Annotated in this window: 13 protein-coding genes; 4 read left to right on the top strand and 9 right to left on the bottom strand. The window is 71.3% G+C overall.

Translation table 11 applies throughout. The annotated features are described in order from the left end of the window. Positions 1–231: 231 nt before the first annotated feature. The 3 genes from AB0B55_RS08650 to AB0B55_RS08640 all read right to left on the bottom strand — a co-directional run bounded on the left by AB0B55_RS08650 (position 232) and on the right by AB0B55_RS08640 (position 3,979). The gene (locus AB0B55_RS08650) at positions 232–1,320 is read right to left on the bottom strand and encodes a GNAT family N-acetyltransferase (RefSeq protein ID WP_357171297.1); all 1,089 of its coding nucleotides are present in this window, start codon (positions 1,318–1,320) and stop codon (positions 232–234) included. Positions 1,321–1,410: 90 nt separating this feature from the next. Beyond that, complete coding sequence (locus AB0B55_RS08645; protein ID WP_357171296.1) at positions 1,411–2,112, bottom strand: amino acid-binding protein; 702 nt, start codon at positions 2,110–2,112, stop codon at positions 1,411–1,413. A gap of 142 nt (positions 2,113–2,254) precedes the next feature. After that, entirely contained in the window at positions 2,255–3,979 is a 1,725-nt protein-coding gene (locus AB0B55_RS08640; protein ID WP_357122909.1) for a thiamine pyrophosphate-binding protein, read from the bottom strand. Positions 3,980–4,180: 201 nt separating this feature from the next. On the opposite strand from AB0B55_RS08640, the gene AB0B55_RS08635 reads away from it, so the two are divergent. Together AB0B55_RS08635 and AB0B55_RS08630 are read left to right on the top strand one after the other, a co-directional pair. Further along, positions 4,181–5,260 carry a phosphotransferase family protein gene (locus tag AB0B55_RS08635; RefSeq protein ID WP_357171294.1) on the top strand — a complete coding sequence of 360 codons (1,080 nt, stop codon included), beginning with the start codon at positions 4,181–4,183 and terminating at the stop codon, positions 5,258–5,260. Continuing rightward, a complete protein-coding gene (locus AB0B55_RS08630) occupies positions 5,260–6,471 on the top strand; it encodes an acyl-CoA dehydrogenase family protein (RefSeq protein WP_357171292.1) in 1,212 nt (403 codons plus the stop codon). Before AB0B55_RS08635 ends, AB0B55_RS08630 begins: the two co-directional genes overlap by 1 nt. Positions 6,472–6,624: 153 nt before the next feature. Here the strand turns inward: AB0B55_RS08630 and AB0B55_RS08625 are convergent, their stop codons facing one another. The 6 genes from AB0B55_RS08625 to AB0B55_RS08600 form a co-directional block, all read right to left on the bottom strand. Next, complete coding sequence (locus tag AB0B55_RS08625; RefSeq protein ID WP_357122900.1) at positions 6,625–7,671, bottom strand: LacI family DNA-binding transcriptional regulator; 1,047 nt, start codon at positions 7,669–7,671, stop codon at positions 6,625–6,627. Between the two features lie 79 nt (positions 7,672–7,750). Then, positions 7,751–9,181, bottom strand: coding sequence for a GH1 family beta-glucosidase (locus AB0B55_RS08620; RefSeq protein ID WP_357122897.1), 1,431 nt, complete (start codon positions 9,179–9,181; stop codon positions 7,751–7,753). Continuing rightward, positions 9,178–10,023, bottom strand: a complete 846-nt coding sequence (locus AB0B55_RS08615; RefSeq protein ID WP_355051884.1) for a carbohydrate ABC transporter permease — start codon at positions 10,021–10,023, stop codon at positions 9,178–9,180. The genes AB0B55_RS08620 and AB0B55_RS08615 overlap by 4 nt, the downstream gene beginning before the upstream one ends. Positions 10,024–10,093: 70 nt before the next feature. Further along, complete coding sequence (locus tag AB0B55_RS08610; RefSeq protein ID WP_357122894.1) at positions 10,094–11,080, bottom strand: sugar ABC transporter permease; 987 nt, start codon at positions 11,078–11,080, stop codon at positions 10,094–10,096. 110 nt (positions 11,081–11,190) lie between these two features. Beyond that, on the bottom strand, positions 11,191–12,501 hold the full coding sequence (locus tag AB0B55_RS08605; protein ID WP_357122891.1) for an extracellular solute-binding protein: 1,311 nt from the start codon (positions 12,499–12,501) through the stop codon (positions 11,191–11,193). 258 nt (positions 12,502–12,759) lie between these two features. Further along, entirely contained in the window at positions 12,760–13,305 is a 546-nt protein-coding gene (locus AB0B55_RS08600; RefSeq protein ID WP_357122888.1) for a plasmid pRiA4b ORF-3 family protein, read from the bottom strand. Between the two features lie 150 nt (positions 13,306–13,455). Here AB0B55_RS08600 and AB0B55_RS08595 point away from each other — a divergent pair, with 150 nt between their 5' ends. Next, complete coding sequence (locus AB0B55_RS08595) at positions 13,456–14,202, top strand: pyrimidine reductase family protein (RefSeq protein ID WP_357171290.1); 747 nt, start codon at positions 13,456–13,458, stop codon at positions 14,200–14,202. A 190-nt stretch (positions 14,203–14,392) separates the two neighbouring features. Further along, on the top strand, positions 14,393–16,144 hold the full coding sequence (locus tag AB0B55_RS08590; protein WP_357122882.1) for an ATP-binding protein: 1,752 nt from the start codon (positions 14,393–14,395) through the stop codon (positions 16,142–16,144). The last annotated feature ends 5 nt before the right edge of the window (positions 16,145–16,149 follow it).

Here is a 16,149-nt window from a genome sequence, read left to right as displayed (position 1 = left end):
GCGTGGGGGCGGCACGGCCACCGGCGACAGCGGGGGTGGCGGTGTGGCCACGGGCATGGAAGCGCTCCCATGGATATCCGACAATGTAATGTGCGCCACGTCGAATGGGAAGCCCACGCCGCGCCACAGCGCCATCGCGCTCGCCGACGTTACGGCGACACGCGTGTCACCGCGCGGAAAGTCGACCCGGCCGCCAGGTCCGTCCGAGACGTCGTCCCAGCTCAGCCCGATCTACCGAGGCCGTCGGTCGGTCCCGGACATCCCCCGGTGGCCGGTCGTGGTCGTTTCGGACGGCATCGGAACCCCGAGCGGTACGGTCAGCGCGAGCAGACCGCCGTCCCGCTGCACCGAGCTGGGCCGGTCCAGTCGACGCAGCGTCCGCAGCATGGGCGCGTTGTCCGCCCGCACGTGCAACACCAACGCCGCGTAGGCGGCCCGGTCGGCGTGCGACACCAGCCGGCGCAGCAGGGCCGAGCCCAGCCCACGCCGCTGCCAGTCGTCGCGGACCAGAAGCGCCACCTCGGCCTCGTCGCCCTCGCCGAGCAGGTTCGCCATGGCGACCACCGCGCCGTCGGTGTCGGTGGTCGTCGCGACCAGGGTGAGCCCCCGAACCGGCTCCAACAGTCGACGCAGTCGGGCCGGTCGCGGCAGCGCCGCCCCACTCAGGTAGCGCCGTTCCCGACTGCGCGGGGAGCACGACTCGTGCAGCTCCACCACACCCGCCAGGTCGTCCGCGCACGCCGGTCGCACCGCCACCTCGACGCCGTCCGGCAGCACCAGGGTCACCTGCTCGGCGGCCCGCCGAGCCACGGTGGCGGCCAACTCGACCAGGGCCTGTGCCCGGGCGTACTCCGCCGGAGTGAAGGCGGGCGCCGTCCGGCGCAGCGCGAACGTGCCGCCCGCCGGGTCGGCCAGCACCATGCTCGTGCCGGTGCTGCCCCGGTCCGTACCGGTCGCCGCCGGACGCCAGCTCACCGAGTCGGCGCCGAGCAGCGTACGCAACGCCTCACCCGTCGCGTCCGGATCGCGCACCAGCCGGTTGGCCAGGCCGAGCACCCGGGTCGGTTGGTCGACCAGGCCGCGCGCCTCGCTGCGCGCCACCCAGCAGTCCCGCCCGCGCCCTCGTTCGACGGCGGCGATCAGCTCGGTCTCGTCGAGCGTGTCCGGCGCGTCCACCAGGAAGTCGTCGACCGCGCCATGCTCGGTGGGCTGCACCTGCACCGTGAGGATGTTGACCCCGCGCAGCGCGAGGCTCGCCGTGAGGACCGACAGATAGCCGGGCCGGTCGTCCACTGTCGCTCGGATCCGCCACAACGTCATGGGTTGGCTCCCTTCCCCACCCAGAGCCTCGTCCGCGGCTGTTGCCGCCCGGTTGCTCGCCGGTGTCGACCCGGGAACTCCTCGCGCTGGTCAGGGACCGGCGACCACCGGAGGCGCACCGACCAGGTCCAGTCGGTCGCCCAGGATGACCGCGCTGGCCCGGACGAGTTGGGTGAGCCGGTCGACCTCCGTGCTGTGGAAACCCGCGGCGCAGAGGGTCTCGTTGTGCTCGCGGGCCACCACCAGCACCAGACCCGCCCGCCCGAACGGGGCGATCCCGTAGTGGGTGCCGTCGGGGGCGGTCATCGACCGCCCGCGCAGCGGAGTCACCTCCGGCAACCGCGGCGGTACGGGAGCGCGCCAGCTCGCGTGACCGACGGTGGCCCCGCCACCCCCCGTACGCGACGCCCAGTCCACCGGGACCACGGCCGCCACCGCCCAGTCGGCCGCCAGCAGGCCCGGTACGGCGTCCACCAGGGTCGCCAGTCCGTCGGCCGGGTTCGCCGCGACTTGGGCCAGCAGCTCCGCGTCCTGGCCGGTGGTGGTGGGCGCGCCGATCGCCCGCCACACACCGTCCACCCGTACGCCCGGGATCGCCGCGAGACCGGCCAGCAGACGCTCGACCCGTGCCGCGCCGGGCCACACCACCGTGAAGTCGTCCACCGCGCGCCCGCCGAGGCGCTCCAGGACCACGACCTGCACGATGTCCGCGCCGGAGACACCCAGCGTGCGGGCGACCTGACCGAGGGTGCCCGGACGGTCCGGCAGGGTGACCCGAACTCGCAGCAACATGTCTGTCCCTCCGCTCGGCGGGCCGGCGACGGCCGGCGGGCTGCTCACAGCCTGCCGGGTGACCATTTCGTCCCTGTTGCAGAGGCATATCCCGAGCGGAAATTCCGGCGGCCGATTACGGGGCGAAACCGGACGCTGACGCTCAGGGGAGCCCACCCAGGGGCAGGACCGGCGTGGAGGCGAGCTGTGCGTGGTAGTCGGCGGCGGACGTCTCCCGACCCCACTGGGGCATGCCGGTGGGCAGGTCCAGTGGGTCGGTCTCCACCTCGATCAGGGTCAACTGGGCCGGAGGGCCGTCGATGCCGGCCAGGATGGCGGCCAGCTCGGCTTCGGTACGGGCGACGTGCGCGGTGAAGCCCCGGTCCCGTCCGAACACCGCCGGCAGATCCGTGTACCGCCAGTTGTCGATGTCGTTGTACGGCTGGTGCCGCCCGTCGACCGCCCGCTCGACGGTGTAGCCGCCGTTGTTGACCACGATGATGATCGGGCGTTGGTTCGTGGCGAGCATCCGGCTGATCTCCTGCACGGTCAGCTGCAGTGATCCGTCGCCGGTGACCAGCACCGTCCGTCGATCCGGTGCCGCCACCGCGGCTCCGAAGGCGGCCGGGGTGGCGTAGCCGATCGAGCCCCAGATGGGCGGCCACACGACGGTGACGTCGGCGGGCAGGCGCATCGTCGCCGCGCCGAAGGAAGGGGTGCCGGTCTCCGGGACGAAGATGTCCCCCTCGCGCAGCATCCGCTGGATCGCCGGCCAGAGCCGTGCCTGCCGGATCGGCTCGTTGCTCGACGGGTCGAGTGCGGGCGGGTCGGCCGCGAGCAACGGCGCGCGTGACCACTGCGCCGTACGGTTCGGGGCGATCTCGTGCAGGCACCGCAGCGCTGCCGGCAGGGCGACCGGGGCGAAGCGGGTGCCGCCGACGACGGCGGCGTCGCGGTGCAGGCTGATGACCCGGTCGACCTTGATGTCGGCGGTGAACAGGCCGTCCCAGTCGAAGAACGTGGCGCCCACACAGACGAGCGCGTCCGCGTCCTCCACGACCGCGCGGACCTCGTCGACGCTGTCACCGCCGTTGTAGGCGCCCACGTAGTGCGGGTCGGACTCGTCCAGCAGTCCCCGTCCCAGCGACTGCGCGGCGACCGGCCAGTTCCGTTCGGCGGCCAGGGCGGTGACGGCAGCGCCGAGGTGCAGGCGGATCGGCAGGTTTCCCACCAGCAGGGCGGGCCGCTCGGCGCCGGCGAGCAGCCGCCGGGCGGCGGTGGCGAAGGCGTCGAGTTGCCCGGGTGAGACGACCGGCTCGGGGCGGGTGAACGGTCGCCCCGGCTCGGCGACCTCGGCGTGGACCACGTCGCCGGGCATCCGGACGTAGACCGGACGCTGCTGCGACCAGCACTCGGTGAGCACCCGGTCGACCTCGTCCAGCGCGTTCTGCGGCGTCAGCGAGGTCTGGGCGACCGTCACCTCGCGTGCCACCCGTACCCAGTGGTCGAAGTCGCCGTCGGCGAGCGAGTGGTGCATGGAGGTGCGCTGCCGCATGATCTCCGCGGTCGGACCGCCGACGATCGAGACGATCGGCACCGACTCCGCCATGGCCCCGGCGAGGGCGTTGACCGCCGACAGTTCGCCGGGACCGAACGTCGTGAGGATCGCGGCCACACCGGCGAGGCGGGCGTATCCATCGGCGCTGTAGCCGGCGTTGAGCTCGTTGCAACTGCCGACCCACTCGATCCCGTCGAACGCCTCGATCTGATCGAGGAAGTCCATGTTGTAGTCGCCCGGCAGCCCGAAGACATGGCGTACTCCGAGGTCGTAGAGCCGGCTGAGCAACAGCTCGCCCACCGTCGTCGTACCCTCGCTCGCCTTCGCCACGATCGCCCCCCACCGCTCCGGAGACCACTGCCGCGGTCCGCCCGTCAAGACGATATCTGGGCAAATGTCGCAAGAAGGGGAGATCGCCCGTCGACTGGCTCGACCACCGGCGACGCCACCTCACCTGGCCGAAGCGCTGACCACGGCACGTCAGGCGTACCTGACCTTGACAACGTGAACGGGCTGCCATCAACTAGTCGGATGAGTGATCCGGCCGCCAGCGCGCTCCGGCCGGGCGCTGTTCCGGCCGCCCCCGCCGGGATCGACCTCGATCGCCTCGCGAGCTACCTGGCGACGCACCGACCCGAGCTGACCGCCGGGCCGCTGCGCGCCCACCTGATCGCGGGCGGCAAGTCCAACCTCACCTACCTGCTGCGCTTCGGCGAGCGGGAGGTCGTGCTACGCCGCCCACCGCTGGGGCACGTGCTGGCCACCGCGCACGACATGGCCCGCGAGTTCCGGGTCATCTCGGCGCTGGCGCCCACCGAGGTGCCGGTCCCCGGCGCGCTGCTGCTCTGCACCGACACCGAGGTTCTCGGCGCACCGTTCTACCTGATGGAACGGATGCCCGGCGAGGTGTTCCGCACCCGCGCCCAGACCGACCCGCTGGGCGACGAACGACGCCGGGCCCTCGCCATGGCGATGATGGACACCCTCGCCGCGTTGCACACCGTCGAGCCGGCCGCCGTCGGGCTCGCCGACTTCGGCCGCCCCGAGGGCTACCTGGCCCGGCAGGTCCGCCGCTGGGCCGGGCAGCTCGACCGCTCGCGCAGCCGCGACCTGCCCGGCATCGACGAACTGCGCGACCTGCTCGCCGCGACCGCCCCCGAGGGCGCGAACGCCGGCCGCATCTTGCACGGCGACTACCGGCTGGACAACCTCCTCGCCTCGGCCGACCCGGTGGCCGTACACGCCGTCCTCGACTGGGAGATGGCCACCCTCGGCGATCCCCTCGCCGACCTGGGGCTGCTGCTGACGTACTGGGACGTGCTGGGCGACAGCGACACCGCCGCCGGCAATCCCGTCGCCGACGGCCTCGGCCCGCGCGCCGGCTTCCCCACCGGCGCGGAGCTGATCGACAGGTACGCCGGGCGCAGCGACGTCGACGTCGGGCCGCTGCACTGGCACGTGGCGCTGGGCTGCTTCAAGCTCGCCGTCATCTGCGAGGGCATCCACTACCGTCACACGCTCGGGCAGACGCTCGGCGAGGGCTTCGACCGGATCGGCGAGATGGTGGCACCGCTGGTCGCGCACGGGCTGACCGCCGCCAGGGAGCGGTGATGGACTTCGCGTACGACGCCCGGACCGAGGAGCTGCGCGACGAGCTGACCCGGTTCCTGACCGAGCACGTCTACCCGGCCGAGCCGGTGCACGCCGAGCAGGCGGCCACCGGCGAGGAGTGGTCGCGTACCCCGGTGCTGGCCGAGCTGAAGGCCGAGGCCCGCAAGCGCGGCCTGTGGAACCTTTTCCTGCCCGATCCGCGCTACGGCGCCGGCCTGACCAACCTCCAGTACGCGCCGCTCGCCGAGCTGACCGGGCGCAGCCCGCACCTGGCGCCCGAAGCGGTCAACTGCGCGGCCCCGGACACGGGCAACATGGAGCTGCTGGCCGAGTTCGGCTCGGACGCCCAGCGCGAGCGCTGGCTCGTGCCGCTGCTGGAGGGCGAGATCCGCTCGGCCTTCTGCATGACCGAGCCGGAGGTCGCCTCGTCCGACGCGACCAACATCGCCACCCGGATCACCCGCGACGGCGACGAGTACGTCGTCAACGGCCGCAAGTGGTGGTCGTCCGGCGCCATGGACCCGCGCTGCGAGATCCTCATCGTGATGGGCAAGACCGACCCGGACGCCGACCGGCACCGCCAGCAGAGCATGGTGCTCGTCCCCCGGGACACGCCGGGCGTGACCGTCCGCCGGGGCATGCACGTCTTCGGCTACTCCGACGGTACGCACGGCGGGCACGCCGAGATCGACTTCACCGACGTACGGGTGCCGGCGGCCAATCTGATCGGCGCGGAGGGCACCGGCTTCGCCATCGCCCAGGCGCGACTCGGCCCGGGGCGCATCCACCACTGCATGCGGTTGATCGGAATGGCCGAGCGGGCACTGGAGCTGCTGTGTCGCCGGGCCAACGAGCGGATCGCGTTCGGTCGCCCCCTCGCCGAGCAGGGCGTCGTGCGGGAGTGGATCGCCGAATCGCGGGTCCGCATCGAACAGGCCCGCCTGCTGGTGCTTAAGACGGCCTGGCTGATGGACACCGTCGGCAACAAGGGCGCGCACACCGAGATCCAGGCCATCAAGATCGCCACACCGGCGATGGCGGAGTGGGTGATCGACAAGGCCATCCAGGGGTACGGCGGCGCGGGCGTCAGCCAGGACACCCCGCTGGCCGCCCTCTGGGCACAGACCCGCACCCTTCGCCTCGCCGACGGTCCCGACGAGGTCCACCGCAACTCCCTGGCCAAACGCGAACTCCGCCGCTGGCTCCCCTAAAACCCCCCACCCCGTCCCTGCCCCGCGCCCCGCGCCCGCCCCCCAGCACGCGATCTTGCACTTTCTGTCGACAGTTCGCGCGGAATATCCCGTATGTCGCCACAGCAAGTGCAAGATCGGCCGGGAGAGGGGGCGGGGAGCGCGCGGGAGTGGTTACGCGCTGGCTCGGTGGACGAGTTGGGTGTCCAGAAGGATGTGCGGGGCGGGTAGGTCGTCGCCGCGGATGCGGGCGACCAGCAGCCGGGCCATCTGCCGGCCCATCTCCTCGACCGGCTGGAACACGCTCGTCAACGGTGGGTCCGCCTGGCGGGCGACCGGCGCGTCGTCGAAGCCGATCACGGCGACGTCCTCCGGGACACGCCGGCCGGCGTCGCGCAGGGTCCGCAACGCGCCGAACGCCATCAGGTCGGACGCGACGAAGACGGCGTCCAGGTCCGGGCAGGCGTTCAGCAGCCGGCGCATGGCGGTCGCCCCGCTGCTCTCGCTGAAGTCGCCGTACGCGATCAGGTCGGGGTTGACGCCGACGCCGGTGGCCTTGACGGCCTCGGTGTAGCCGGCCAGTCGGGCCAGGCCGGCGCCCATGTCCTGCGGTCCGGCGATGGTGGCGACGCGTCGCCGCCCCTGGCTGGTCAGGTACTCCACCGCCTGCCGTGCGCCGCCAACGTTGTCCACGTCGACGAACCACGCCGGCTGGGCCCCGGGTTGCAGCATCCGGGCCGGTCGGCCACCGAGCACCGCGGGCAGGCCGCGCTCCTCCAGCAGGGTGGGCAGCGGGTCGGAGTCGTGCAACGACAGCAGCAGTACGCCGTCGACGTGCTGGTTGGTGAGGTGGTGCTCGACGCGCTCACGCTCGACCGGCGACTGGGCCATCGCCAGCCAGAGCTGCATGGGCGTCTCCAGCAGGCCGGAGCTGATCCCCCGCACGATCGCCGCGAAGAACGGCTCGGTGAAGACCCGCTCCCCGGATTCGGACACCACCAGGGCGACGGAGTCGGTCCGCTGGGTGACCAGCGCGCGGGCGGCGCGGTTCGGCACGTACCCCAACTCGGCGATCGCCTGTTGGACCGCGGCCCGGGCCTCCGGGCTGACCTGGGGCGAGCCGTTGACCACGCGCGAGACCGTGCCCCGACCCACGCCGGCGCGCGCCGCGACCGCATCGAGGGTCGGGCGCCCGAGCGAGCGGGTGCGCTGCGTTGTCATCGTCTGCTCCTCCGACGGCGGGCGGACCCGGCGCCACGCGAGAGTGGACGCCGGGACCGCCCTGATGGCTGGCCCGAGCCTATTGTGCGGCCAGACCGTTGCGTCGGATCACCGAGGCGTACCACCTGGCGCTGGACTTGGGGATGCGAAGCTGGCTGTCGTAGTCGACGTGGATCATGCCGAAGCGCTTGGTGTAACCCCAGGCCCACTCGAAATTATCCATCAATGACCAGGCGAAGTATCCCCGCAGGGGCACGCCGGCGTTGATCGCTTCGTGGCAGGCCCGCAGGTGCGCGTCGAAGTAGGCCAGCCGGTCGACGTCGTCGACCTGCCCGTCGACGACGGTGTCGACGAACGCGGAGCCGTTCTCGGTGACGTACAGCGGCAGGTCCGTGTACTCCTCGTGCACCCGCCGCAGCGTCTCCACCAGGCCCGGGGCGTCGATCTCCCAGTCCATGTCGGTCACCGGAACGCCCCGGGTGACGAACCGGACGTCCTCGCTGCCCGGCCAGCAGGAGGGTGCCCGCCAGTACGGCTCGGGCTCGGCGCCCTCGATCGGCGCGGCGACCACGTGCCGGCTGTAGTAGTTGATCCCGACCAGGTCCAGCGGCGTGGAGATGGTCGCCAGGTCACCCTCGCGGACGTGGTCGAAGTCGGTGACCTCGCGCAGGTCGGCCACCAGATCCTCCGGGTACGACCCACGCAGCAGCGGGTCGAGGAAGAAGCGGTTGGCCAGCCCGTCGATCCGGCGGGCCGCGTCCACGTCGGCGGGAGCGTCGGTGGCCGCGTCGACCGGGTACAGGTTGACGGTCACGCCCACCTCGGCCGTGGGCCGGACGGCCCGCAGGGCCTGCACGGCCAGGCCGTGCCCGAGCATCAGGTGGTGGCCGGCGCGCACCGAGTCCGCGCCGTTGGACCGGCCCGGGGCGTGTACGCCGGAGCCGTACCCGAGGAACGCCGAGCACCACGGCTCGTTCAGGGTGGTCCAGTAGCGCACCCGGTCGCCGAGCGCGTCGGCGACGAGCGTCGTGTAGTCGGCGAAGCGGGCGGCGGTGTCCCGCGACGGCCAGCCACCGGCGTCCTCCAGCTCCTGGGGAAGGTCCCAGTGGTAGAGGGTGAGCCACGGCTCGATGTCGTGGGCCAGCAGCTCGTCCACGAGCCGCCGGTAGAAGTCCAGGCCCTTCGGGTTGGCCGCGCCCGTGCCACCGGGCTGCACCCGGGGCCAGGAGACCGAGAAACGGTACGACTTGAGGCCCAGCTCGGCCATCAACGCGACGTCGTCGCCGAGCCGGTGGTAGTGGTCGCAGGCCACGTCGCCGGTGTGCCCGTTGACCACCAGGCCCTCGGTGTGGCTGAAGGTGTCCCAGATCGACGGGGTGCGGCCGTCCTCGGCCGCCGCCCCCTCGATCTGGTATGCCGCGGTCGCGGCTCCCCAGAGGAAGCCGGGTGGAAAGGTCAGCCCGGAACGCTCGTCGAGGTCGACGGCGGATGGGCTGGCGGGGTTGCTCACGACTTGACGGCACCTTCCATGATCCCGCCGATGATCTGGCGGCCGAACAGAACGAAGACGATGAACAGCGGAAGGGTAGCGATGAGCGTACCCGCGAAAATCTGAGAATTGTCCGCGAAGTACGCGGTGTTCAGACTGCGCAGGGAGATCTGCACGGTCGGGTTGGCCGGGTCGGCGAGCACCACGAAGGGCCAGAAGAACTGGTTCCACTGCTCCATGAAGGTGAGCAGCCCGAGCACGGCCGCCGCGGGCCGCAGCGCCGGCACCACCACGTGCCAGTAGACACGCCAGGTGGAGCAGCCGTCGACGCGGGCCGCCTCGATCAGCTCGTTGGGCACCGCCTGCTCGGCGTACTGGCGCATCATGAAGATGCCGAAGCCGCCGATCAGGAACGGAACCGTCACCGACGGCATCGTGTTCAGCCATTCCAGCTTGGCCATGAGGATGTACAGCGGGAGCACACCGAGCTGGATGGGAATCATCATCGAGGCCAGGATGATGAGCAGCAGCGCGTTCTTGCCGCGGAAACGCAGTTTGGCGAACGCGAATCCGGCGAGCGAGCCGAAGAACACGGTCGCCACCGTGATCGTGCCCGACACCAGGAACGAGTTCATCAGGCCCTTGACGATGTTCGCGTCGCCGTTGTCGAGCACCCGCTGGATGTTCTCGCCCAGCTTGCCGCCCGGCAGGAACGGCGGGGGCCAGGAGTTCGCGGCGTCACTGGTCCGCGAGGCGATGACGATCATCCAGTAGAACGGGAAGAGCGACAGGATGACGCCGAGGACGAGCCCGAACCAGGTGAGCGGGCTGGCCGTCCAGAGCTTCTCCGCGCTGTGGCGGATGCCGTTGCGTTCGGCCGGTGGCCGGACCGACGGCGGTCGCAGAGTGGTACTGGTCATGGGTGGGCCACCCTCACTTGTCGGAGCTGATGCGGCGGGCCAGCAGGTAGTTGATGAACGAGACGGACGCGATCAGCAGGAACAGCACCAGGGCGACGGCGCCCGCGTACCCCCACCGGAACCGCTGGTTCATGACGTCCAGCAGGTACATCGTGATCGTCTGGAACTGCCCCTCCGTGCCGCCGGAGAGCGCGCCCGAGCCGCTGGTGAACATCAGCGGCTCGGTGAAGAGCTGCAGACCGCCGATGGTCGAGATGATCAGCGTGAAGATGATGGTGGGGCGCAGCTGCGGAATGGTGATCGACCAGAACTGGCGGCGTTGCGAGGCGCCGTCGAGGGCGGCCGCCTCGTACACGTCCTTGCTGATCGACTGCATCGCGGCGAGGTAGATGAGGGCGTTGTAGCCCACCCACCGCCAGTCGACCATGGTGGCGATGGCGACCCAGGAGGCGAAGCGGTTGGCCCGCCAGTCGATGGGGCCGAGACCGACCAGGTCGAGCAGCCAGTTCATCAGGCCGAAGTCCCGGGCGTAGATCATCGAGAAGATGAGCGCCACCACGGCGGTCGAGGTGATGATCGGCATCGCGATGGCCAGCCGGAAGAACATCTGGCCGCGGATGCGGCGGTTCAACGCGTTGGCCAGCATCAGCGCGATGAGCAGCTGCGGGATGGTGGAGAGCGCGAACATCCCGAAGGTGTTCACCACCGCGTTCCAGAACTGCGGATCGTTCGTGAACAGCTCGACGAAGTTGTCCAGGCCGACGAAGCTGATCGTCGCGTTCATCGGTGACCGGTCGGTCATCGCGATCCAGAACGTGTAGACGATCGGGTAGACGCCGAAGATCGCGAAGAGCACGAAGAACGGCAGGACGAAGACGTACGGGGTGAAGCGCAGGTCCAGCCGGTTCAGCTGCCGGCGGCGCGCCGTTGAGTGCCGTGGCGCCGGGCGCGGCCCGCGGGCCGACGCGTCCGGTGGCGCGGGGGTCTTCAGGGAGCTCATGAGCGGTCCTTCACACTCGGCGGCGCCTCGTGGGGCGCCGCGGCAGGGCGTGTTGACGCGGGTTCACGGGTGGTGCCGGAGCGGCACCACCCGTGAGCGCGTCGCAGCCGTTACTTGCCTGCTGCCTGGCCGTTCTTCACCGCGTCCTGCCAAGCGGCGTCGGCGGCCTTACCCTGCTCGATGCTGCGCAGCGCGTTCTCGACCGCGTCCCGGACCGCCTGGTTCTTCGGGCCGAGGTAGACCGGCTTCAGCTCCTTGGCGCCAGCGGCGAAGATCTTGCCGATCGGCGCGCCGCTGAAGTACTCGTTGGTGGCGGCGAGCACGGCCGGGTCCTCGAGGGCCTGCGGCGACGAGGGCAGGTTGCCGACCTTCTTGAACGCCTCGGTCTGGCTCTTGGCGCTGGTCAGGAACTTGGCCAGCTCAGCGGCTTCCTTCTGGTGCTTGCTGGACTTCGGCACGGCCAGCCAGGAACCGCCCCAGTTGCCGCCGTTGCCCGGCGCCTTGGCGACGTCCCACTTGCCGGCCGCCGCGTCACCGGCCTGGCCCTTGATGACACCCGTCATCCAGGCCGGGCAGCCGATGGTGGCGAAGCTGCCGTTCTTGAAGCCGGCGTTCCACTCGTTCGAGAAGCTCCGCAGGTTGTTCGACAGACCCGCGCTGATCATCTTGGTGGTCTGCTGGAACGCGGTCTGCACGTCCGGGTTCTCGCCGACGACGAGCTTGTTGCTCTTGTCGAAGTAGGTGTAGCCGTTGCCGGCGCCCGCCGTCTGCATCAGCACGATGTTGTAGAAGTTGGTGGCCGAGTCGACGAACTTGTGCTTCTTGTCGGCGGCGGTGAACTTCTGGCCCTGCTCGATGAACGCGTCCCACGTCGGCCAGAGGGCGCCGACCTGCTCGCGGTCGGTCGGCAGACCGGCGGCCTTGAAGAGGTCGCTGCGGTAGCAGACGGCCATGCCGCCGACGTCGGTGCCGAGACCGAGCACCTTGCCGTCCGGCGTGAGGCCACCCTCCCACTTCCACGGCAGGAAGTTGCCCTTGAGGTCGTTGGCGCCGTGGTCGGCCAGGTTCACGAACTTGTCGGCCTGCGCGAAGAACTGCACGATCGTGCCCTCTTCGAGGGCGACGACGTCACCGGCACCGGCGCCGGCGGTGATCTGCTGCGTCAGCCGGGTGTTGTAGTCACCGAGGCCGAGGCCCTTGCCGCGCTCCTGGATCGTGACGTTCGGGTGCTCCGTCTGGTACTGCTTGTAGAGATCTTCGTAGCCGAAGCCCTGGTCGCCGAAGACGTCGACGACCAGAGTGACCTTGCCGCCGTCCGAATCGGACGACGAGTCGCCGTCGCCGCAGGCGGTCGCCGCGGCAAGCACGGCGACGGACGCGAGCGCGATCGCCGCAAAGCGGCGACGTGAGGTGACGCTCATCCTGACCCCTCTCAAGTGGTGAGGCTTGGTGTGTCGTACGTGGTGGGGGGTGCTGTAGCGCCCCGCGCCGCTCAGCCGGTGGCCGTGGACGCCTGGGGAGAGCTGTGAAGGAGACTTCCGCCACTCCCCCGGGAGCGCTCCCATGAGATTGCCGGGGCGCTACCAGGGTGTCAATAGACCATTGGGAGCGTTCCCAGATCGTTACCGCCCTGTTTCAGGCCGGCACACGAGGCATCGACGCCAGCCTGACCAGCCCGTTCAGCAGAAGCGACGCAGCAGCGTGGTCGCGACGGCGGGATCGAAGAGCGCCGGGTCGAAGCCGCCGGTGACCCAGCCGGTCAGCAGAGCCCGCTCCGGATGAGCCGGATCGGCCAGGGCCGCCAGCAGCGTCTGGTAGCCCAGTGGACCACCGATTCCCTCCGGCGGGCAGGCGCCCTCCCCGTCCAGGCAGACCGGGTACCGCTCGTCCTGGTCGGCGGTGAGTGCGTCCTCGACGACCAGGTCGTGCTCCCACCAGTCGCCGAAGTCGTACGTGTAGGAGAACCTGCTGCCCTTGCCGAGCACCGCGTCCAGCCGGACGTCCAGCTCGTCGTGCAGCCCCAGGCCCTCGTCCGGGACGGGTTCGCCGTAGGTCACCGTGTCGATCTCGAACGAGTGCAGGTGGCAGTCCCGCCAGCCCATCGCGTGCTGCGCGACCCGGTGCAGTCGGTCCAGCGTGTAGCCGGCCGGGACGAGCACCCGACGCCAGATGATCGGGCGCACGCCGGCGAGGGACATCTTCAGCTGGAAGATCTGACGCGGCATGCTGTCCTGTCCTCCCGCGGCTTAGGCTGCGACCATGATCTGCCGAGCGTGCCGGGCCCGGCGGCACGACGACTGCCCGGGCCGGAACTGGTGCGACTGCCAGCACCGTACCGCTGAACCGACCCCTCCGGTCACCGGTCCGGCCGGCGAATGACGGTCGGAATTCCGATCCGGCGGCTGTGGCCCGAGCCGTCCGTCGAGCCCCTCGACGACGCGGCGTTGACCGCCCTCTACGGCCGCGCCGACCGGCCCCGACTGCGGGTCAACTTCGTCTCCAGCCTGGACGGCGCGGTCACCGTCGACGGCTTCTCCGCCGGGCTGTCGGGCGAACCGGACAAGCGGGTGTTCGGCCTGCTGCGGATGGTCTGCGACGCCCTCGTGGTGGCCGCCGGCACCCTGCGGCACGAGGGGTACCGGGCCGTCCGCCTGGACGAGGGCCGCCGCGCCTGGCGCAGGGCGAACGGGCTGGCCGCGTACCCGACGTTGGTGGTCGTCTCCGGCGCCCTCGACCTGGACCCGGCGCAGGCCGCGTTCGCCGACGCGCCGGTCCGGCCGATCGTGCTCACCCACTCCGACGCCGAGCCACCCCCCGGCCTCACCGACGTCGCCGACGTGCTGCGCTGCGGTACCGGCCGGGTCGACCTCGCCGCCGCCCTGGCCGAGCTGCACGGACGCGGGCTGACACAGCTGCTCTGCGAGGGCGGCCCGCACCTGCTCGGCGCGCTCACCGCGGCCGGCCTGGTGGACGAGCTCTGCCTCACGGTCGCGCCGCTGCTCGCCGGGCCGGGGCCGGGGCGGATCACCGCCGGCGACGCCACCGGGCCGACGCACCTGCCGCTGCGGCACGTGCTCGCCGCCGACGACGGCGTCCTGCTACTCCGCCACGCCCGCGACTGACGGCCGCGCCCTGGAGGCGGCCCGCCACTCACCGACGCGTGACGGGCCGTTGCCCGGTCACCCACCCAGCGTCGCGGGTGTGACCGACCATGGTGTCGTCCGCCGCGTCGCGTGGCGACCTGTCGTACTCCTCGGGCAGGATGCACCTCATGCTTCCCGACCGCGCTGCCCGCCCGACCCGAGTCGTCCGATGACCGACGCCGACCTCGACAGCCCGGGCGAGCTGGTCGGCCGGGTGCTGGGCACCGCCGACGCCACGCCGTTGCAGTTCTGGACGGCGGTGGCCCCCGGCAGCTACCTCCAGCTCGACGACGTGGTGGTCACCCGTCGTGAGCTGCCCAACCGCGAGCCGGTGACGATCGCCGGTGTGGTCACGCAGGTCCGGGCCCGGCACGAGGGCGCCCAGTTCGACTCGGACGTCTTCGCCATCGCCGACGGCACCCTGCCCGCCCAGGTCCAGGAGGCGGCCGAGGTCACCACCACGCGGGTCGACCCGGAGCTGTACGTGCCGCCGACCCCGGGGGCCGTGGTGCACCGGGCCGAGGGCGACGCGCGGGCCCGCGCGCTGCACTTCGACCGGATGGAGCGGCGCATCCCGATGGGGATGGGCCGCGACGGCGTGCCGGTCTACCTGAATGCCGACTTCCTCGACGGCAGCCGGGGCGCGCACGTCTCGATCTCCGGCATCTCCGGGGTCGCCACCAAGACGAGCTTCGCCACCTTCCTGCTCTACTCGGTGTTCCGCTCCGGCGTCCTGGGCGGCGACGCGGTCAACGGCAAGGCGCTCATCTTCAACGTCAAGGGCGAGGACCTGCTGTTCCTCGACCACCCCAACACGCGCCTCGACGAGCCGACCCGGGCGGCGTACGCGAAGCTGGGCCTCAGCGCCGGCGCCTTCCCCGACGTGCGGGTGTACGCCCCGCCCCGGGTCGGTGACGCGGCCGGCACGCCGGACGTGAGCAGCCGGCTGACCGGCGTCGACGCCTTCTACTGGACGCTGAGCGAGTTCTGCTCCGACCGCCTGCTGCCGTACGTCTTCGCCGACGCCGACGACGAGCGCCAGCAGTACACGATGGTGGTCCACTCGGTGGCCGCGCACCTGGCCCGGTACGCCCAGCCCGCCGACGGGGGCGTGAGCATCGACGGGGTGCGGCTCGGGTCCTACGGCGATCTGGTCGACCACATCGTCGAGGCGCTCAACAACGACGAGACCCGCTCCGACTGGGCGGGCAGCGCGGTCGGACTGGGCACCGTCAACGCGTTCGCCCGCCGGCTGATCGGCAGCAAGAAGGACCTGGCCCGGCTGATCCGCGGCGACCTGGCCGTCCGTCGCCCGCACTCGATCAACACCAGCGAGTCGGCGCAGGTGACCGTCGTCGACCTGCACAACCTCCCCGACCGGGCGCAGCGGTTCGTGGTGGGTGTGACGCTCAAGAGCGAGTTCGAGCGCAAGGAGAAGGCCGGCACGGCCAAGCCGCTGCTCTTCGTCGTCCTCGACGAGCTCAACAAGTACGCCCCCCGGGAGGGCTCCTCCCCCATCAAGGAGGTGCTGCTCGACATCGCCGAGCGCGGCCGCTCGCTCGGGGTCATCCTGATCGGGGCCCAGCAGACGGCGAGCGAGGTGGAGCGGCGCATCGTCACCAACTCGGCGATCCGGGTGGTCGGCCGGCTCGACCCGGCCGAGGCGTCCCGCCCCGAGTACGGCTTCCTGCCGCCGGCCCAGCGACAGCGGGCGCTGCTCGCCAAGCCGGGCACCATGTTCGTCAACCAGCCGGACATCCCGGTGCCGCTCTGCCTGGAGTTCCCGTTCCCGGCGTGGGCCACCCGGGTCTCCGAGGCGGGTCGGGCCCCCTCGGAGACGCTGCGCTCGATCACCCAGTCCGCCGACCCGTTCGCCGTGGTGGGCTCCGGCGGCGGCAGCGACGACGACATCCCGTTCTAGGGGGC

This window comes from Micromonospora sp. NPDC049107 (assembly GCF_040648595.1).
Lineage (GTDB): Bacteria > Actinomycetota > Actinomycetes > Mycobacteriales > Micromonosporaceae > Micromonospora.
The sequence above is the reverse complement of the archived record's forward strand: the minus strand, read 5'-3'. Positions and strand labels throughout refer to the sequence as shown.